Below are 19,104 nucleotides of genomic sequence, written 5' to 3' on the forward strand. Positions count from 1 at the left end.
CGAGACTACTGGTTTTTGTTTTGCCAAAAGTGTATTCAGCTAGGCTTTCTGTTATAATAGAGTGAGAAAAAATCGAAGAAAAGGATCCATATGCAAATTTTTGATACCCATACTCACCTCAACGTTGAAGAGTTTGCAGGGAGAGAAAAAGAGGAATTAGAACTAGCTAAAGAGCTGGGAGTCTTTGCCCACAATGTTGTTGGCTTTGACAAACCAACCATCGAACGAGCAATAGCCTTGGCCGACCAGTACCCAGAAGTTTATCTCACACTTGGTTGGCATCCCACTGAGGCGGGCGACTATAGTCCTGAAGTAGAGGCTTATTTACTTGAACAGTTGAAACATCCTAAAGTCGTCGCCCTAGGAGAAATTGGTCTCGATTACCACTGGATGACGGCACCAAAAGACGTTCAAGAAAAGGTTTTTCGTCGTCAGATCCAACTGTCCAAGGACTTGGACTTGCCTTTTGTAGTGCATACGCGTGATGCTCTCGAAGACACTTATGCCATTATCAAGAGTGAAGGAGTGGGTCCGCGCGGTGGAATCATGCATTCTTTCTCAGGAAGCTTAGAGGAAGCTAAGCGCTTCATGGATCTGGGAATGATGATCTCTTTTTCTGGAGTGGTCACGTTTAAGAAAGCAACAGATGTCCAAGAAGCGGCAGCTGGCCTTCCGCTCGATAAGATCTTGGTTGAGACAGATGCCCCTTATCTGGCACCAATTCCTAAGCGGGGCCGGGAAAATAAAACAGCCTACACCCGCTATGTAGTGGATCATATTGCAACACTACGTGGCTTGACAACAGAAGAAGTAGCTCAAGCCACCTATGACAATGCGAGAAAGGTATTTGGCCTTGACTGAGAAAAGAAAAATACCAGAAGTGATTGTTGTTGAAGGCAAGGATGATACGGCCAATCTGAAACGCTATTATGAGGTGGATACCTATGAGACACGTGGATCCGCCATTAATCAGGATGACCTCGAACGAATTGCTACCTTACAGGAGCTGCGTGGAGTTATTGTCTTTACGGATCCGGATTACAATGGGGAACGGATTCGTAAGATCATCATGCAAGAAATTCCGCAAGCCAAGCATGCCTTTTTAAATCGTGGCGAAGCAGTACCCAAATCTAAGACCAAGGGGCGTTCTCTTGGAGTGGAGCATGCCAGTTTTGAAGACTTAGAAAAAGCCCTAGCTGGACTGGTGGGCTCCTATGAAGATGGGCATTTCTTTGATATTACCAAGTCAGATTTGATGCGACTCGGCCTACTGATGGGCAGTGACAGTCGCAAACGACGGGAATACCTAGGAGAAGCCTTGCGCATCGGCTACTGCAATGGAAAACAACTGCTCAAACGCTTGGAGTTGTTTGGGATTTGTTTGGCACAAGTTGAAGAAACGATGGCTAGTTATTAAAAAAGAGATAGAGGTGGAAGATGGGATTGTTCGACCTGTTTACAGATAAGAAAAAAGTGATCGGCTTTTCTTTGGAGAATGTTCAAGTGGAGCACCAAAAGAACCCGCGACATTTTTTGATTCCTAGTCAAGAAGAAATCGACCAATTGAAGCTTGGAGATCAGGTTCGCCTTATCTTTGTGCTGGATACCGTTTTGGAGAATGGGTGTCGAGCAGAGCGTATGTGGGTTGAACTGACTGAGATTCGTGATGGAAAATTTAAAGGACGTTTAACCAATCAACCGGCTTATATTACCTCCATCCAGCTTGGAGATGTGCTGGAATTTGCCCAGGAACATATCGCAAGCCTGATGGTTCCTCCGCTAAATCTTGATACGCAAAAGGGGGCCATGATTACCAAGGATTGCTTCCTACGACGTGAGATTAATTGGGCGATTCACGATGTCCCTCATCATTCACAAGATAGTGGTTGGCAGTTCTTTACAGGTTATGAGTCCCAGGAAGACTTGGACGATCCGTCTAAGATTACCATCATCAGTCTTGAAGACGCCTTGGAAATGGAGCCCTTGTTGGAAACCGTCTTAGATAAGAACGGGGAAGCTTATGTCTACCAAGCGGAGCAGAATGCCTTTTTAGAAGACTGTTAGACTGGCCTGCGGAGAAAAAAGAGAGAGTATGTCTCACACTAAACGGATTAGAAAAGAGAAAAAATGAGAATTGCAGATTATAGCGTGACCAAGGCAGTGCTAGAGCGTCACGGTTTTACCTTTAAAAAATCCTTCGGTCAGAACTTCTTGACCGATACCAATATCCTTCAAAAGATTGTCGATACGGCTGAGATTGATAAAACAGTCAATGTCATCGAAATTGGTCCCGGAATTGGAGCTTTGACGGAGTTTTTGGCAGAAAATGCCGCAGAAGTCATGGCCTTTGAGATTGATGACCGCTTGGTGCCTATCTTAGCGGATACCTTGCGTGATTTTGACAATGTCACGGTTGTCAACCAAGACATCCTCAAGGTAGACCTCAACCAGTACATCGCAGAGTTCAAAAATCCAGAGCTTCCGATCAAGGTAGTGGCTAATCTTCCTTACTACATCACGACTCCCATCCTTATGCACTTGATCGAATCCAAGATTCCTTTCCAAGAATTTGTGGTTATGATGCAAAAAGAGGTGGCAGACCGTATTTCAGCCGAACCTAATACCAAAGCTTACGGGTCTTTGTCCATTGCAGTCCAATACTATATGACCGCTAAGGTAGCCTTTATCGTGCCTCGCACCGTCTTTGTGCCAGCGCCAAACGTCGATTCTGCCATCCTCAAGATGGTGCGTCGCCCAGAACCAGCAGTGGCAGTCAAGGATGAAGATTTCTTCTTCTTTGTTAGCAAGGCCAGCTTTGTCCACCGTCGCAAAACGCTTTGGAACAACTTGACCAGCCGCTTTGGCAAGACCGAAGAAATCAAAGCCAAATTGGAAGCAGGGATCCAAGCAGCCGGTTTGCAACCATCTGTACGAGGAGAAGCCCTTAGCTTAGAAGATTTCGCCCGCTTGGCTGACGGACTTCTAGAAGCCGGGATCAAATAATAGAAAAGACATGAGATATGAAGCTCATGTCTTTTTGAATGATGGAAGGAAAGGACGGGATTTGAACCCGCGCGTGAAGAAAATCCACTTGTCGGATTTCGAGTCCGGTGCCGTACCGAGCTGGGCCACCTTTCCAAGATGCGGAGAAAGGGATTTGAACCCTCACGCCCGAAGGGGCACATGCGCCTGAAGCATGCGTGTCTGCCGTTCCACCACCTCCGCATAGTTCTATTATACTCTTTTTAAAAGAAAAGCCAAGAAAAAATAGTAACAGAATTTATATAGTGATTCTGTACTGACTCTTAAGGTGATATAAAATTCTAATATATATAGAATTTAAGGTTCGCAAGCGCTATCGTATATTTTTTGATATAATGGTAGTATTAACTTTAAAGGAGTGCTAGTTGCAAGGAACGATTGTTAAAGCCTTGGCCGGTTTTTATTATGTGGAGTGCGAGGGAGAAATTTACCAAACACGCGCCCGAGGAAATTTCCGGAAAAAGGGACAAACTCCCTATGTTGGAGATAAGGTAGAATTTTCAGCCGAAGAAAATTCAGAAGGCTATATTTTAAAAATATTCCCAAGAAAGAATAGCTTAGTCCGACCACCCATTGTGAATATAGATCAGGCTGTCGTCATCATGTCTGCCAAAGAGCCAGATTTTAATGTTAATTTATTGGACCGCTTTTTAGTCCTATTGGAACAAAAAGTGATTCATCCGATTGTCTATATTTCAAAAATGGACTTACTAGAAGATCCAGCTCAGATGCTTCCTTTCCAGGAAGTCTATCGCAAAATGGGCTATGACTTTGTCACTGACAAGGAAGAGCTCTTGCCTCTCTTGAAGGATCAGGTGACGGTCTTTATGGGCCAAACAGGAGTGGGGAAATCCACCCTCTTGAATACCTTGGCTCCGGAGTTGGAACTAGAGACAGGAGAAATCTCCGACAGTCTTGGACGCGGCCGCCATACGACGCGAGCTGTCAGCTTTTATGATCTCAATGGGGGCAAAATTGCGGATACCCCTGGCTTCTCCTCTCTAGATTATGAAGTCGATAATGCGGAAGATCTCAATCATGCTTTTCCAGACATTGCCAAGGTGAGCCAGGCTTGTAAGTTCCGTACTTGTACCCACACACATGAACCATCCTGTGCCGTCAAGCCTGCTGTCGAGGAAGGGATCTTAGCTTCCTTCCGCTATGAGAATTACTTACAGTTATTGAGTGAGATCGAAAATAGGCGAGAAACCTACAAAAAAGTATCGAAAAAATTACCCAAATAAGGAGACATGAAGAATATGAAAACAAACAAATTAGCCCCTTCTATCTTGAGTGCAGATTATGCAAATTTTGAAAGTGAATTGAAGAAATTGGAAGCATCTGGTGCAGAGTACGCCCACATCGATGTAATGGACGGCCACTTTGTGCCTAATATCAGCTTTGGTGCTGGTGTAGTTGCTAGCATGCGTCCTCACAGCAAGCTAGTGTTTGACTGCCACTTGATGGTTACCAATCCTGAGCAACATATTGAAGAGTTTGCGCGTGCCGGAGCAGATATCATTAGTATTCACGTCGAAGCGACTCCACACATCCATGGTGCCCTTCAAAAAATTCGTTTGGCAGGGGTAAAACCAAGTGTGGTCATCAATCCAGGAACCCCTGTTGAAAGTATCCAACACATCTTGAACTTGGTAGATCAAGTACTTGTCATGACTGTCAATCCAGGATTTGGTGGGCAAGCTTTCCTGCCAGAAACTATGGATAAGATTCGTCAATTGGTACAATTGCGTGAAGAAAAAGGATTGGATTTCGATATTGAAGTCGATGGGGGAATTGATGATAAGACGATTCACGCTGCGAAAGAAGCAGGAGCAAACGTCTTTGTAGCAGGTTCCTATGTTTTTAATGGAGATGTGAATGAACGAGTTCAAACCCTTCGAGCAGCCATCCAAGACTAAGGTTGCGATTGTAGCTGGAGGCCGAGTGGAAACCATTCCGCTAGACTTAGATATTTATGTCGGGGTGGATGCAGGTTGCCTTTTCCTATTAGAGCAAGGATTGGAACTTTCTTTAGCAGTTGGAGATTTTGACTCGGTCGAGCCAGAAGAATTCCAGAGTATTCAATCTGCGGCTCACGAATTACGGACTTCGGTAGCAGAAAAAAATGATACGGATCTGGAATTGGCGATTAAGGAAGTGTTAGAACGTTGGCCTCAAGCGGACATTCTAATCTTTGGAGCCTTTGGTGGTCGCCTGGATCACCATTTGGCCAGCGTTTTTTTGCCCAGTGATCCAGAGATTGCACCCTTTATGTCGCAACTTTACTTGATGGACCAACAAAATTATCTCTGCTATCGTCCAGCAGGTCGCAATACCATTCTGCCTATAGCAGGCTATACCTATGTAGCTTTTATGCCAGTTGAGGGAGCTTTCATCCAGATTGAAGGAGCCAAGTATCCCTTAAATCAGACCAATTATTTTAAAAAGGCTATTTATGGTTCCAACGAGTTTATCAATCAGCCGATTACCTTAACCGTTGATCGAGGCTACGCCCTTATCATTTATAGCAAGGATGGGAAATAAGATGGAAATAATCCTTTTTGTATTAGGAGTGGGAAATCTTGTCTTGCTCTTCTTGCTCTACCAGCAACGGACAGCTGATAACAAACAGGTCCGTGACTTACTGGAGGACCAAGAAGATCATCTTTCGGATCAGCTGGATTACCGATTTGAGAGAGAGCGACAAGCTCAGCAAATCACTGGCCAGCAGATAGAGATGGCGATTAGTGACCGTCTTATGGAATTACGGACAGAAATGCATCAGCAAACGACTGCTTTACGAGCAGAACTTGCTGAGAATTTTACTAAAAACCGAGACAAAACGGACGAGCGGATGCAACAGATTCAAGCTTCCAATGATTTGCGCTTGGAGCAGATGCGTCAAACGGTCGAAGAAAAGTTGGAAAAAACCTTGCATAGTCGTCTTCAAACCTCTTTTGAGACGGTCTCCAAACAATTGGAGTCGGTCAATAAAGGTCTTGGGGAAATGCAGACGGTCGCTAGAGATGTGGGAAGTCTCAATAAGGTTCTTTCTAACACGAAAACCCGTGGGATTATGGGAGAACTCCAACTCGGCCAGATCATCGAAGATATCCTAACTCCCGCCCAATATGAAAGAGAGTTTGTAACAGTTCCCCATTCCAGCGAACGCGTCGAGTATGCCATCAAGATGCCTGGTCAGGTCAGAGGGGAATACGTCTATCTGCCAATCGACTCTAAGTTTCCTCTGGACGGTTATTACCGACTGGAAGAAGCCTATGAAAGTGGGGAGAAAGAGGAGATTGAACGGTGTCGCAAACTCCTATTGGCTAGTATCAAACAATTTGCTAAGGACATTCATCAAAAATACCTCTATCCGCCTGCCACTACTAATTTTGGGATTCTCTTTTTACCGACGGAAGGGCTCTATTCAGAAGTGGTCCGCGACCCAGCCTTCTTTGATCGTCTCCGAAGAGAGGAGCAGATTGTCGTCGCGGGGCCAAGTACGCTTTCAGCTTTGTTGAATTCCCTATCGGTTGGATTTAAGACCCTGAATATTCAACGAAGTGCGGATGATATTAGCAAGGTCCTTGCATCCGTCAAGACGGAATTCCAAAAATTTGGAGGCGTTTTAGAAAAGACCCAACGGCAGTTGAAGCATGCCTCTGGCAACATTGATGACCTTTTAAACCGAAGAACAAATGCTATCGAGCGTACACTCCGAAACATTGAAACGTCAGAGAATCTAGATATAGAAAGCCTATTGAATTTAGAAGTTGGAGAAGATGATGGTCAAAATTAATCAAATGAAAAAAGACGAATTGTTTGAAGGTTTCTACCTCATTAAGTCAGCAGATCTTCGTCAGACACGTGCTGGAAAGAACTATCTTGCCTTTGTCTTCCAAGATGAGACAGGCACGATTGAAGGAAAATTGTGGGATGCTCAGCCACATAATGTAGAGCAGTTCCAAGCTGGTCGCGTCGTTCATATGAGCGGCCGTCGGGAAATTTACAACAATACGCCCCAGGTCAATCAGTTGACCTTGCGGTTGCCTCAAAGCGGGGAGCCATCAAATCCAGCAGACTTTAAGGAAAAGCCTCCAGTAAACCCAGTCGATTTGAAGGACTACCTATCGGGGATGATTTTCAAAATAGAAAATCCAGTTTGGCAACGTGTGGTGCGGGCGCTATACAGCAAGTATGACAAAGAGTTCTACTCTTATCCTGCGGCCAAAACCAACCACCATGCTTTTGAGACAGGCTTAGCTTATCACACAGCCACTATGGTTCGTTTGGCTGAGAGCATCTCTCAGGTGTATCCTCAATTAAACCAGAGTCTCCTCTATGCCGGTATCATGCTTCATGATCTTGCCAAGGTACTGGAGCTATCAGGGCCTGAAAATACAGAGTATACCGTTCGAGGAAACCTCATCGGGCACATCGCTCTGATCGATGAAGAAATTACCAAGGTCTTACAAGAGTTAAAGATTGACGATCAAAAAGAAGATGTGGTTGTGTTGCGCCATGTGATTTTGAGTCACCATGGTCTACTAGAATATGGTAGCCCGGTTCGTCCAAAAATCATGGAAGCCGAGATCATCCATATGATTGATAACCTAGATGCAGAAATGATGATGATGACTTCTGCCTTAGCTTTAGTAGGCCCTGGTGAGATGACCAATAAGATTTTTGCCTTGGACAATCGCTCCTTCTATAAGCCAAATTTAAAAGATTCCTAATGAACTGGCCTTAAATAAGCTGCTCTTAGTTTGTTAGTAAAAAAACCAAAAACGAATGTTGTGAGACTAACAATGTTCGTTTTTTGGTATAATATGGTATAATACAATAAAAAAACTATGTGGAGAGAAAATGAAGCTAAGAAGAAGTGAGCGGATGGTTGTGATCTCGAATTACTTGATTAATCATCCCTACGAATTGACGAGTTTAAATACATTTGCCGAAAAATACGAATCTGCCAAATCATCTATTTCTGAGGACATTGTCATTATTAAACGGGCCTTTGAAGAAATGGAAATTGGAAGCATTGAAACTCTTACTGGTGCAGGTGGAGGGGTCATCTTTACACCATCGATTTCGGATGCAGATTCAAAAGAAATTGTCCAAAATTTGTGCAATCAATTGTCAGAAAGTAACCGGATTTTACCAGGTGGGTATATCTACCTTTCGGATTTGCTAAGTGATCCAAAAATCTTAAATAATATCGGACGCATTATTGCCAAGGCCTTCCGAGATCAAAAAATCGATGCAGTCATGACGGTGGCCACTAAGGGTGTTCCATTAGCAAACGCGGTAGCGAATGTCTTAAATGTTCCTTTTGTCATTGTACGACGCGATTTGAAAATTACAGAAGGCTCAACGGTCAGTGTCAACTACGTATCTGGTTCCAGTGGCGATCGGATTGAGAAAATGTTCCTATCTAAACGTAGTTTGAAAGCTGGAAGCCGTGTTCTGATTGTCGATGACTTCCTTAAAGGAGGGGGAACTATCAGTGGGATGGTTAGCCTCTTAGCTGAGTTCGATTCAGAGTTGGCAGGAGTTGCTATTTTTGCGGACAATGCTTCGGCTAGAAGTAAAGATTTATTTGATCACAAGTCACTTCTACGTGTGACCAATATTGATGTAGCAGAAAATAAAATTGATGTAGAAATCGGAAATATTTTTGATAAGGACTAAGCTGGAGAGGGAGAAAGGAAAATGAAAACAATTTTAGACCGTTTTGATCGTAGTCCCCTATGGCTTCGATTGGCAACGATATTCATCTTGACAGGAGTTCTTGTCGGTGGGCTTTATACGGTTCGTAAAAATTCTGCAGACCAAGTTACAGTAGTGAAGCGAGAAACCAAAAAAACAGGTTCTCTTCCTATTAAGAAGAAAGATCCTAAAAAAGCCAAAGAAGAAGAGGAAGCGAAAATCGCTGAAGCGGCTGAAAAAGCAGTTGCTCATTTTGAAACGACTGCAACTCAAGAAACCTTAACCGCTGCCAAAGGGGCCGTAGAAAAAGTGAAGGACGAAACCAAAAAACAGGCCTTTCAAGCTCGTATTCAGTACATTGTAGACTATTACGGAATGCAAACCAACCAGAATACTCAATCAACTGATACGAATCAAGCTAGCCAAACAGGTCAACCTCAGCAAGTCGTTCCAGCAGAAGTCCCTCAGTATCAGTCCAATGAGGTTCCTCAGGTTTCGAATGCTAACACACCAGCTGTAACGCAACAATCTGAACAATAATCTAGCGCGATTTTAAGAAGAAGCAATCGTGCAAAAAAGAGAAAAAAATCTTGACAGTGAAAGTGCCGCTATGTTACAATAATAGACGGTACTTTTTACTTTTGGTCTCTCAAGAGTGTACAGGGACGTGCTGACAAATGTTGCAAAAGTACACATAGATGGTAGCTGTCACCAAGTGTATCATCACCAAAAATAAAAAAATACAGGAGAATGTAGATGCCTACAATTAACCAATTGGTTCGCAAACCGCGTAAATCAAAAGTAGAAAAATCTAAATCACCAGCTTTGAACGTTGGTTACAACAGTCATAAAAAAGTTCAAACAAACGTTTCTTCACCACAAAAACGTGGTGTTGCAACTCGTGTTGGAACAATGACACCTAAAAAACCGAACTCTGCCCTTCGTAAATTCGCTCGTGTACGTTTGAGCAACTTGATCGAAGTTACTGCCTACATCCCAGGTATCGGACACAACTTGCAAGAGCACAGCGTGGTGCTTCTTCGCGGTGGACGTGTAAAAGACCTTCCAGGGGTACGTTACCATATCGTCCGTGGTGCACTTGATACTGCAGGTGTTAACGATCGTAAACAAGGCCGTTCTAAATACGGTACTAAACGTCCAAAAGCATAAGGAAAGGGGATAAAGAGAAATGAGTCGTAAAAATAGAGCTCCAAAGCGCGATGTATTGCCAGATCCGCTTTACAATTCACAACTAGTTACTCGTCTTATCAACCGCGTTATGCTTGATGGTAAACGTGGTACAGCAGCTTCAATCGTTTACGGTGCTTTTGAGCAAATCAAAGAAGCTACTGGAAATGACGCGCTTGAAGTATTTGAAACAGCAATGGAAAACATCATGCCTGTACTTGAAGTACGTGCACGTCGTGTTGGTGGATCTAACTACCAAGTCCCAGTTGAAGTTCGTCCAGAACGTCGTACAACACTTGGACTTCGTTGGTTGGTAACCATCGCTCGTCAACGTGGTGAGCACACAATGGTTGACCGCCTTGCTAAAGAAATCTTGGATGCTGCAAACAACACTGGTGCAGCAGTTAAGAAACGTGAAGACACTCACCGTATGGCTGAAGCTAACCGTGCCTTCGCACACTTCCGCTGGTAAGATCATGATGCTAGGAACGGAAAGGATGCAAAGTGAAAATAGGAAACTGACGCAGTATTCGATGAATACAAGGAAGTTTATCTTATTCATACAGCATCCCGTTCCGGCTCAAATTAACTAACTTTAGCCTGGGTTCAATTGAGCTCAAATCAGCTAAACCAAACAGAATAAACAATGAGAACGGGTAGGTCCTGCCTATCCGTTTTTGTTAAATCATGTTATAATAGTATAGAAATAAAAAATATAGGAGAACAAAACCTCATGGCACGCGAATTTTCACTTGAAAAAACTCGTAATATCGGTATCATGGCCCACGTCGATGCTGGTAAAACAACTACAACTGAGCGTATCCTTTACTACACTGGTAAGATTCACAAAATCGGTGAAACTCACGAAGGTGCGTCACAAATGGACTGGATGGAGCAAGAGCAAGAACGTGGTATCACCATCACATCTGCTGCGACAACCGCTCAATGGAAAGACACTCGTGTTAACATCATCGACACACCAGGACACGTGGACTTCACGATCGAAGTACAACGTTCACTCCGCGTTTTGGACGGTGCTGTAACGGTTCTTGACTCACAATCAGGTGTTGAGCCTCAAACAGAAACAGTTTGGCGTCAAGCGACTGAATACCGTGTTCCTCGTATCGTATTTGCGAACAAGATGGATAAAATCGGTGCTGACTTCCTTTACTCAGTAAGCACGCTTCATGATCGTCTTCAAGCAAACGCACACCCAATTCAATTGCCAATCGGTTCAGAAGATGACTTCCGTGGAATCATCGACTTGATCAAGATGAAAGCTGAAATCTACACCAACGACCTTGGTACAGACATTCTTGAAGAAGATATCCCAGCTGAATACCTTGACCAAGCTCAAGAATACCGTGAAAAATTGGTTGAAGCAGTTGCTGAAACTGATGAAGACTTGATGATGAAATACCTTGAAGGTGAAGAAATCACTAACGAAGAATTGAAAGCTGCTATCCGTAAAGCAACTATCAATGTTGAATTCTTCCCAGTATTGTGTGGTTCTGCCTTCAAGAACAAAGGGGTTCAATTGATGTTGGATGCAGTCCTTGACTACCTTCCAAGCCCACTTGATATCCCAGCGATTAAAGGTATCAACCCAGATACAGACGAACAAGAAGAACGTCCAGCATCTGATGAAGCACCATTTGCTGCGCTTGCCTTCAAGATCATGACTGACCCATTCGTAGGTCGTTTGACATTCTTCCGTGTGTACTCAGGTGTCTTGAACTCTGGATCTTACGTATTGAACACATCTAAAGGTAAACGTGAACGTATCGGACGTATCCTTCAAATGCACGCCAACACTCGTATGGAAATCGAAACAGTTTACTCTGGAGATATCGCAGCTGCTGTTGGTTTGAAAGATACAACAACTGGTGACTCATTGACTGATGAGAAAGCAAAAGTTATCCTTGAGTCAATCGAAGTTCCAGAACCAGTTATCCAATTGATGGTTGAGCCAAAATCTAAAGCAGACCAAGATAAGATGGGTATTGCCCTTCAAAAATTGGCTGAAGAAGATCCAACATTCCGCGTTGAAACAAACCCTGAAACTGGTGAAACAGTTATCTCTGGTATGGGTGAGTTGCACTTGGATGTCCTTGTTGACCGTATGAAACGTGAATTCAAGGTTGAAGCAAACGTTGGTGCTCCTCAAGTATCTTACCGTGAAACATTCCGCGCTTCTACACAAGCACGTGGATTCTTCAAACGTCAATCTGGTGGTAAAGGTCAGTTTGGTGATGTTTGGATCGAATTTACTCCAAACGAAGAAGGTAAAGGATTCGAGTTCGAAAATGCGATCGTCGGTGGTGTGGTTCCACGTGAATTCATCCCTGCAGTAGAAAAAGGACTTCAAGAATCTATGGCTAACGGTGTACTTGCTGGCTACCCAATGGTTGACGTAAAAGCGAAGCTTTACGATGGATCATACCATGATGTCGACTCATCTGAAACTGCCTTCAAGATCGCTGCATCTCTTGCTCTTAAAGAAGCAGCTAAATCAGCACAACCAGCTATTCTTGAACCAATGATGCTTGTAACTATCACAGTTCCTGAAGAAAACCTTGGGGATGTTATGGGTCACGTAACTGCTCGTCGTGGACGTGTAGATGGTATGGAAGCACACGGTGCAAGCCAAATCGTTCGTGCTTATGTACCACTTGCTGAAATGTTCGGTTACGCTACTGTCCTTCGTTCTGCAACTCAAGGACGTGGTACTTTCATGATGGTATTTGACCACTACGAAGATGTACCGAGATCAGTACAAGAAGAAATCATTAAAAAAGCTAAAGGTGAAGCATAATTTTACCGTCTAGCTAAAAGCTTTCCTCCTATGAGGAAAGCTTTTTTGATTCGAAAAGAGCTTTAGACCTCTTCCTCATAAGAGATAGTGAAAATGAATATGAAAGTTTGTGTAATATTTCTAATCCTAATGAAATCAGTTGCATTTTAGGGGAAGAAAGTATATAATAATATTGTTGAAAGATGATTTGTAACCTATCAAGTTACTCTTTTCACATAAAAAATTTTTTGATTTTCATAAGGAGGAAATCACGAATGGTAGTTAAAGTTGGTATTAACGGTTTCGGTCGTATCGGTCGTCTTGCTTTCCGTCGTATCCAAAACGTAGAAGGTGTTGAAGTTACTCGCATCAACGACCTTACAGATCCAGTTATGCTTGCACACTTGTTGAAATATGACACAACTCAAGGTCGTTTCGATGGTACTGTGGAAGTTAAAGAAGGTGGATTCGAAGTTAACGGTAAATTCGTTAAAGTTTCTGCTGAACGTGATCCAGAACAAATCGACTGGGCTAACGACGGTGTAGAAATCGTTCTTGAAGCAACTGGTTTCTTTGCTAAGAAAGAAGCTGCTGAAAAACACTTGCACCCAGGTGGAGCTAAGAAAGTTGTTATCACTGCTCCTGGTGGAAATGACGTTAAAACAGTTGTATTTAACACTAACCACGACATTCTTGATGGTACTGAAACAGTTATCTCTGGTGCTTCATGTACTACAAACTGCTTGGCTCCAATGGCTAAAGCTCTTCAAGATAACTTCGGTGTTGTAGAAGGATTGATGACTACTATCCACGCTTACACTGGTGACCAAATGATCCTTGACGGACCACACCGTGGTGGTGACCTTCGTCGTGCTCGCGCTGGTGCAGCTAACATCGTTCCTAACTCAACTGGTGCTGCTAAAGCTATCGGTCTTGTAATCCCAGAATTGAACGGTAAATTGGACGGATCTGCACAACGCGTTCCAACTCCAACTGGATCAGTTACTGAATTGGTTGCAGTTCTTGAAAAGAACGTTACTGTTGATGAAGTAAATGCAGCTATGAAAGCAGCAGCTAACGAATCATACGGTTACACAGAAGATCCAATCGTATCTTCAGATATCGTAGGTATGGCTTACGGTTCATTGTTTGACGCAACTCAAACTAAAGTTCTTGACGTTGACGGTAAACAATTGGTTAAAGTTGTTTCATGGTATGACAACGAAATGTCTTACACTGCACAACTTGTTCGTACTCTTGAATACTTCGCAAAAATTGCTAAATAATTCATCTGTATGATGAGAGGAGGGTAACCTCCTCTTTTTTGTACTTTTTTTAGACCTTCCTCATCATATTATAGGACTTGCCAAAATGGATTGACAGTGTTAACTGGATTCGGTATCCTATTCTTGATTGGAGATTTCTAATACAAAGAAATGAAAGCGATTACAAGTCGTAGAGGAAGGAGCCAATGGAAATCGCTCAAGAAAAAGAAAAAATCCATTTGAGGAGGTCAAGATGAAAGGTCATCAATTTGAAAAACAACAACGTTTTAGTATCCGAAAATTCAGTGTAGGAGTTTGTTCTGCATTGATTGGATTGGCATTTTTAGGAACGGGGGCAGTCTCAGCAGATGAGACGCATGCGACTAAAGAACAACCCTTAGAAGCTTCCATAGCAAATACGGAAGATGTCAATCGTTTGATCAGAGAAGCGGGAGTCTACACTGCAGATGCTGCTTTGCCAACTGGAGAAACAGCAAAACCAGTTGAGGAGGCAACTCCAGCTACGACAGAGGCTAGTCCTGCAACTCCAGAAGCTAGTCCGACGACGACAGATACTCCAGCTGTTTCAGCGACGGAACAACCAAAAGTAGCTGCAGAAAAAGTGGAAGATTTACCAACCAATGAAGAAAAACAATTAAGACCAAAAGAGGTCAAATTTGATACTTGGGATGATTTGTTGAAATGGGAACCTGGTAAACGAGTAGATGATGATTTGAACCGAGCAAGTGTTCCCCTTGCTAGCCGTTTTCAAGGGAAGCAAATCAACGAGCAAGCCAACCCAGAAGCAAAGATCCAAGCCCTTTCTAACATGAACTCAAAGGCTAAGGATCATGCTTCAGTCGGTGGGGAAGAGTTTAAGGCCTATGCTTTTGACTACTGGCAATATTTGGATTCTATGGTCTTTTGGGAAGGACTTGTCCCTTCAGCAGATGTGATTGATGCGGCTCACCGAAATGGGGTTCCCATCTACGGAACTCTCTTCTACAACTGGTCTAGTAGCATTAAGGATCAAGAGCGCTTTGCAGAAACCTTGAAAGAAGATAGTGAAGGCTCAAAAACCTTCCCGATTGCTCGGAAATTGGTTGATCTAGCCAAGTACTATGGTTTTGATGGCTACTTTATCAACCAAGAAACAACAGGGAACTTAGTAGAGCCTTTGGGGCCAAAATTAAGAGATTTCCTTCTTTATACCAAGGAATATGCGAAGAGCGTCAACTATCCGATCAAGTACTCTTGGTATGATGCCATGACCTATGAATATGGTCGCTACCATGAAAATGCACTGGGTGAATACAACTACAATTTCATGCAGCCTGAAAATGGCGAAAATCCAGTTGATACCTTCTTTGCCAACTTTAACTGGGGCAAATCAGAAGTTGATTATTCGATTAGTACAGCCAAATGGATTAACCGCAATCCTTATGATGTTTTAGCAGGACTGGAACTTCAAAAAGGAGGTTCTTATAAGACCAATGTAGACTGGAATGCGATTTTAGATGAGCATGGCAAGTTGCGTCTATCTCTTGGTCTCTATGCACCTGATACCATTACAGGTCTAGGAAAGACGGGAGAAGGTTACCATACCCATGAAGATTTATTCTGGACTGGATTCCAAGGAGATCCAACCAAAGGAAAACCAGCAGACCAATCTTGGTATGGAATGTCTAATTTGGTTGTGGACAAAACCCCAATCACAAATGCTGATTTTAATACTTCCTTCAATACTGGTCACGGCAAACATTGGTTTGTGGATGGCAAGATTTCTAAAGAAGGGGAGTGGAATTACCGATCCGTCTCTGGCTACCTTCCAACATGGCGTTGGTGGGTAGAACATAGTGAAGATAGTACGCCATTGAAAGGGCGTTATGATTTTGATCAAGCCTACAATGGAGGGAACTCTCTAGCCTTTGAAGGCGATCTGAAAGCCAATAGCAGTCAAAATGTTATGCTCTATTCGACCAAGATCCCCGTGACAGAAACGACCAAGTTGAGCGTCTCTCACAAGGGTGGGGTCGGTGCAGCTGCTTGGATAGCTGTTGCTACAAAAGAAGACTACTCCGAATATGTATGGAAAGAATTGACGCCAAGCGCAGATTGGTCAACTCAAACCTTCGATTTGGGAGACCTGGCTGGCAAGACCATTTATGCTGTTAAGATGTTCTTTGACCATGATACAGATGTCAAAGATTACAAGTTCAACCTCGGTCAATTGTCGATTACGTCGAACCAAGAAAAACCAGCTGCTCCTTCTGAAGTAACTGTGCAGGGCAAACGCCTACAAAATGCGCAAGAAGCAGAAGTAGTCCTCAATTTTAAAGGGGTAGCGGACGCAGATTATTATGAAGTCTATGAAAAAGATGGCGATAACTGGCGTCTCTTAACAGGGTCTTCTGCGACAACCGTCTATCTACCAAAAGTTAGCCGTTCAGCAAGTGCTGAAGGAACGACTCAGGACCTCAAGGTCGTTGCAGTTGGGAAGAACGGCCAACGTTCAGATGCAGGAACTGTAGCCTTTGATTGGGGTATGACAGTGTCAGATACCAGTCTTCCAAAAGCCCTAGCACCAAACGTGGTCATCGGAGCCAAAGTCATTGGTTCGAGCTTCCCAGACGCGGATGGTAGTGAAGGCATCGAGGGGATGTTAAATGGTACCATTACAAGTCTGTCAGATAAATGGTCCTCTGCTCAATTGAGTGGAACCGTCGATATTCGCTTGACACAACCACGGACCATTGTTCGATGGGTCATGGACCATGCCGGTGCGGGTGGAGAATCTGTCGACGATGGCAAGATGAATACCCGTGACTTCGACCTTTACTACAAGGATGAAGCGGGTGAATGGAAGCTTGCTAAGGAAGTTCGTGGCAATAAAGCCCATGTGTCCGACATTACACTCGACCATCCAATCAAGGCTCAAGAATGGCGTCTCCATGTCATTACAGCAGATAACGGAACTCCATGGCAAGCCATCCGGATTTACAACTGGAAGATGTATGAAAGTCTGGATACGGAAACGGTCAACATCCCGATGAAACATGCTGCAGCGCAAAACTTAGGCAATCATTTTGTCCAAGTCGGCTTCAAAGATGTTCCGGCCAATACCACACTGACTCTTTATGCCGATAAAGAAGCGACTAGCCCAATTGCGACCATGACAGCCAATCAAGCTGGAAATCTGATCTTTAAACCACTGGCTTTTGAATCAACCCCATCTCTTCTCTACTATCGTGCGCAAGAACCTGGCAAAGATATCAGTAATGTTCTAGCGATCGAAGTTCCAAAAAATGATAAAGAAATTGCGGGACTTCAATTTGAAGAAGGTTTGACCAAGAAGGTTTACCGGGAAGGGGATGCTCTTTCCTTGAAAGGAGCAACACTCCGTGTTCATTATAAAGATGGCCAAGCAGATCAACTGGTCAACCTCACCAACTCAGGTGTAGAGATTCATGGATTTGACAGTAGCAAGCTTGGAGAACAACACCTAGAAGTTTCTTACCTTGGTCAGAAATTGGATAAGACTCTCACTGTTTTTGTGGTCAGTGCAGAGGAAGCAGGTGAAAAAACAGTTGCTGGTCTAGAATTGATCGACAAACCAAAAGTAGAATATATCGTCGGAGAAGCATTGGAAAAAGAAGGCGGACGCTTTACAGTTGTCTTTGATGATGAAACAACTGAAACGCACGCCTTGACCGATGAAGGGGTTGAAGTAACTGGCTTTGATGCGAGCAAGGAAGGCCGTCAAACCATCACTATCCATTACAAAGGAGCTAGCACAAGCTTTGATGTCCTCGTCAATCCAAAACCAGCTCTCAACGATGAATACCTCAAGCAAAAATTGGCTGAAGCTGAAGCTGCAAAAGCCAAAGTAGACTTTACATTTGCCAGTCCTGAAGTCAAAGAAGCTTTGCTAGCTGGAATGGCTGCTTCTGAAAAAGTCTTGAAAGAGCATGATACCAGTACACAAGATCAAGTCAATGAGCAGTTGAACCAATTGACCGCTCTCTTGAAAGCCTTGGATGGACAAGCTAATCTAGTCAAAGAGAAAGAAGCTCTTTCTGCTCTGACAGAGGAAGCGACCGCTCTATTAGCAAGTAAGCCAAACCACCCTTCTGGTGACGCTTTACAGGCACTGGTTGAGAAAAATAAAGAACTCCTAGACTCTTCAGAGCTCACTCCTGAAGCGCTTGCAACCGCAAAAACAGGTCTAGAAACTTTGATTGCGCTCCTGAAAGAAGATAAGCCAGCGGTCTTTGTAGACCCTGTGACTGGAGTCGAAGTTCAATTCTCTAACTTGGAGCCTACTGCTATTAAGGGACTAAAAGTCGCGAAAGTTGAAGACAATCAGGCAGAAAAAGAAGAGCTGAAGGGACGAGGAGCGACTATCTTTGATATCGAAGGAGTCGATGCAAGTGGTCAGGATGTCGATACCCAGCATCCATCTCTTGTGAAAATCCCTGTGGATAAGGATAAAGAAGTGGAGCAAGTTCTCTTCTTCCCAGAAGGTCAAGCACCTCAATCCTTAGCCTTTGAGCGAGAAGGAGATACCGTTATCTTTACAGCTCCTCACTTTACCCACTATGCGATTGTCTATAAGTCAGCAAAAACGGAAGGACCAGATCAACCGATCCAACCAGAAGAACCTGCTAAACCTGATCAGCCTGTTCAACCAGAGGAGCCTACTAAACCGGATCAACCAGCGACACCAGATCAACCAGTTCAGCCGGAGAATCCAACAAAACCAGAACAACCGGATGGCAATCAACCGACACCAGAACAAGTGAATCCGACGAAACCAACTGATCCATTGAATCAAAAGGAAAACGGATCAGACCTTCTGGACCAACGAGTTCAACAAGTTTTGAATCGCTATTTAACACCATCTAAAGAAGGAACTTCTCAACAAGATCAAGCTAGCAAAGATACTGACAAGGAATTGCCAACAACGGCAAGTTTAGAGGCTACGTTTGCAGCAGAAGCTGTTCTCCTAGCAGCGCTTGGTGGCTTCCTCTTAGCTGGCAAGAAGAAAGAAGAGTAACTTTTTAAGCGTTTTGATACTGACTGAAAAGGTCATGATGAATCGTA

General features: G+C 43.6%; 16 protein-coding genes and 2 tRNA genes. 16 read left to right on the top strand and 2 right to left on the bottom strand.

The genetic code is table 11. The annotated features are described in order from the left end of the window. The first annotated feature begins 90 nt into the window (after positions 1–90). The 4 genes from ADF75_RS09560 (at position 91) to rsmA (ending at position 3,003) form a co-directional block, all read left to right on the top strand. Positions 91–861 (top strand): TatD family hydrolase, encoded by a 771-nt coding sequence (locus ADF75_RS09560; protein ID WP_048789962.1) that lies wholly within the window; start codon positions 91–93, stop codon positions 859–861. Next, positions 833–1,417, top strand: a complete 585-nt coding sequence (gene rnmV, locus ADF75_RS09565) for a ribonuclease M5 (protein WP_192831481.1) — start codon at positions 833–835, stop codon at positions 1,415–1,417. The genes ADF75_RS09560 and rnmV overlap by 29 nt, the downstream gene beginning before the upstream one ends. Before the next feature lie 20 nt (positions 1,418–1,437). Continuing rightward, entirely contained in the window at positions 1,438–2,064 is a 627-nt protein-coding gene (locus ADF75_RS09570) for an immunity protein Imm33 domain-containing protein (RefSeq protein ID WP_048789964.1), read from the top strand. A gap of 63 nt (positions 2,065–2,127) precedes the next feature. Next, positions 2,128–3,003, top strand: a complete 876-nt coding sequence (gene rsmA / locus ADF75_RS09575) for a 16S rRNA (adenine(1518)-N(6)/adenine(1519)-N(6))-dimethyltransferase RsmA (RefSeq protein WP_048789965.1) — start codon at positions 2,128–2,130, stop codon at positions 3,001–3,003. A 46-nt stretch (positions 3,004–3,049) separates the two neighbouring features. Here the strand turns inward: rsmA and ADF75_RS09580 are convergent. Both ADF75_RS09580 and ADF75_RS09585 read right to left on the bottom strand, forming a co-directional pair. Continuing rightward, a tRNA-Ser gene (locus tag ADF75_RS09580) sits at positions 3,050–3,138 on the bottom strand. Positions 3,139–3,142: 4 nt separating this feature from the next. Next, positions 3,143–3,225: transfer RNA gene (locus ADF75_RS09585), tRNA-Leu, on the bottom strand. A gap of 182 nt (positions 3,226–3,407) precedes the next feature. Between ADF75_RS09585 and rsgA the strand changes: the two genes are divergently transcribed. The 12 genes from rsgA to ADF75_RS09645 all read left to right on the top strand — a co-directional run bounded on the left by rsgA (position 3,408) and on the right by ADF75_RS09645 (position 19,057). Continuing rightward, the gene (rsgA, locus tag ADF75_RS09590; RefSeq protein WP_048789966.1) at positions 3,408–4,286 is read left to right on the top strand and encodes a ribosome small subunit-dependent GTPase A; all 879 of its coding nucleotides are present in this window, start codon (positions 3,408–3,410) and stop codon (positions 4,284–4,286) included. A gap of 15 nt (positions 4,287–4,301) precedes the next feature. Beyond that, complete coding sequence (gene rpe, locus ADF75_RS09595) at positions 4,302–4,961, top strand: ribulose-phosphate 3-epimerase (RefSeq protein ID WP_023024510.1); 660 nt, start codon at positions 4,302–4,304, stop codon at positions 4,959–4,961. Next, the gene (locus tag ADF75_RS09600; RefSeq protein ID WP_048789967.1) at positions 4,921–5,586 is read left to right on the top strand and encodes a thiamine diphosphokinase; all 666 of its coding nucleotides are present in this window, start codon (positions 4,921–4,923) and stop codon (positions 5,584–5,586) included. Before rpe ends, ADF75_RS09600 begins: the two co-directional genes overlap by 41 nt. 1 nt (position 5,587) lies before the next feature. After that, the gene (locus ADF75_RS09605; protein WP_048789968.1) at positions 5,588–6,844 is read left to right on the top strand and encodes a DNA recombination protein RmuC; all 1,257 of its coding nucleotides are present in this window, start codon (positions 5,588–5,590) and stop codon (positions 6,842–6,844) included. After that, positions 6,831–7,781, top strand: a complete 951-nt coding sequence (locus ADF75_RS09610; protein WP_048690860.1) for a 3'-5' exoribonuclease YhaM family protein — start codon at positions 6,831–6,833, stop codon at positions 7,779–7,781. The genes ADF75_RS09605 and ADF75_RS09610 overlap by 14 nt, the downstream gene beginning before the upstream one ends. 130 nt (positions 7,782–7,911) lie before the next feature. Continuing rightward, positions 7,912–8,736, top strand: a complete 825-nt coding sequence (purR, locus tag ADF75_RS09615) for a pur operon repressor (protein WP_048690858.1) — start codon at positions 7,912–7,914, stop codon at positions 8,734–8,736. A 21-nt stretch (positions 8,737–8,757) separates the two neighbouring features. Beyond that, a complete protein-coding gene (locus ADF75_RS09620; protein ID WP_048789969.1) occupies positions 8,758–9,294 on the top strand; it encodes a hypothetical protein in 537 nt (178 codons plus the stop codon). Between the two features lie 216 nt (positions 9,295–9,510). Next, positions 9,511–9,924: a 30S ribosomal protein S12 gene (gene rpsL / locus ADF75_RS09625; RefSeq protein WP_001142332.1), complete on the top strand. Its 414-nt coding sequence runs from the start codon at positions 9,511–9,513 to the stop codon at positions 9,922–9,924. Between the two features lie 19 nt (positions 9,925–9,943). Continuing rightward, positions 9,944–10,414 carry a 30S ribosomal protein S7 gene (gene rpsG / locus ADF75_RS09630; RefSeq protein ID WP_003003105.1) on the top strand — a complete coding sequence of 157 codons (471 nt, stop codon included), beginning with the start codon at positions 9,944–9,946 and terminating at the stop codon, positions 10,412–10,414. A 261-nt stretch (positions 10,415–10,675) separates the two neighbouring features. Then, complete coding sequence (gene fusA / locus ADF75_RS09635) at positions 10,676–12,757, top strand: elongation factor G (RefSeq protein ID WP_048789970.1); 2,082 nt, start codon at positions 10,676–10,678, stop codon at positions 12,755–12,757. A 254-nt stretch (positions 12,758–13,011) separates the two neighbouring features. Continuing rightward, positions 13,012–14,022 carry a type I glyceraldehyde-3-phosphate dehydrogenase gene (gap, locus tag ADF75_RS09640; protein ID WP_006595530.1) on the top strand — a complete coding sequence of 337 codons (1,011 nt, stop codon included), beginning with the start codon at positions 13,012–13,014 and terminating at the stop codon, positions 14,020–14,022. A gap of 232 nt (positions 14,023–14,254) precedes the next feature. Continuing rightward, positions 14,255–19,057, top strand: coding sequence for an endo-beta-N-acetylglucosaminidase (locus ADF75_RS09645; protein ID WP_048789971.1), 4,803 nt, complete (start codon positions 14,255–14,257; stop codon positions 19,055–19,057). The last annotated feature ends 47 nt before the right edge of the window (positions 19,058–19,104 follow it).

Origin of the sequence: Streptococcus sp. 1171_SSPC (assembly GCF_001069335.1) — a bacterium.
Lineage (GTDB): Bacteria > Bacillota > Bacilli > Lactobacillales > Streptococcaceae > Streptococcus > Streptococcus xiaochunlingii.

Coding starts and splice junctions, on each gene's coding strand:
- ADF75_RS09645 (WP_048789971.1), top strand. CDS start 14,255: ATGAAAGGTCATCAATTTGAAAAACAACAACGTTTTAGTATCCGAAAA.
- gap (WP_006595530.1), top strand. CDS start 13,012: ATGGTAGTTAAAGTTGGTATTAACGGTTTCGGTCGTATCGGTCGTCTT.
- ADF75_RS09605 (WP_048789968.1), top strand. CDS start 5,588: ATGGAAATAATCCTTTTTGTATTAGGAGTGGGAAATCTTGTCTTGCTC.
- rpe (WP_023024510.1), top strand. CDS start 4,302: ATGAAAACAAACAAATTAGCCCCTTCTATCTTGAGTGCAGATTATGCA.
- rpsG (WP_003003105.1), top strand. CDS start 9,944: ATGAGTCGTAAAAATAGAGCTCCAAAGCGCGATGTATTGCCAGATCCG.
- ADF75_RS09560 (WP_048789962.1), top strand. CDS start 91: ATGCAAATTTTTGATACCCATACTCACCTCAACGTTGAAGAGTTTGCA.
- rnmV (WP_192831481.1), top strand. CDS start 833: ATGCGAGAAAGGTATTTGGCCTTGACTGAGAAAAGAAAAATACCAGAA.
- ADF75_RS09600 (WP_048789967.1), top strand. CDS start 4,921: ATGAACGAGTTCAAACCCTTCGAGCAGCCATCCAAGACTAAGGTTGCG.
- ADF75_RS09620 (WP_048789969.1), top strand. CDS start 8,758: ATGAAAACAATTTTAGACCGTTTTGATCGTAGTCCCCTATGGCTTCGA.
- ADF75_RS09610 (WP_048690860.1), top strand. CDS start 6,831: ATGGTCAAAATTAATCAAATGAAAAAAGACGAATTGTTTGAAGGTTTC.
- fusA (WP_048789970.1), top strand. CDS start 10,676: ATGGCACGCGAATTTTCACTTGAAAAAACTCGTAATATCGGTATCATG.
- purR (WP_048690858.1), top strand. CDS start 7,912: ATGAAGCTAAGAAGAAGTGAGCGGATGGTTGTGATCTCGAATTACTTG.
- rsmA (WP_048789965.1), top strand. CDS start 2,128: ATGAGAATTGCAGATTATAGCGTGACCAAGGCAGTGCTAGAGCGTCAC.
- rpsL (WP_001142332.1), top strand. CDS start 9,511: ATGCCTACAATTAACCAATTGGTTCGCAAACCGCGTAAATCAAAAGTA.
- ADF75_RS09570 (WP_048789964.1), top strand. CDS start 1,438: ATGGGATTGTTCGACCTGTTTACAGATAAGAAAAAAGTGATCGGCTTT.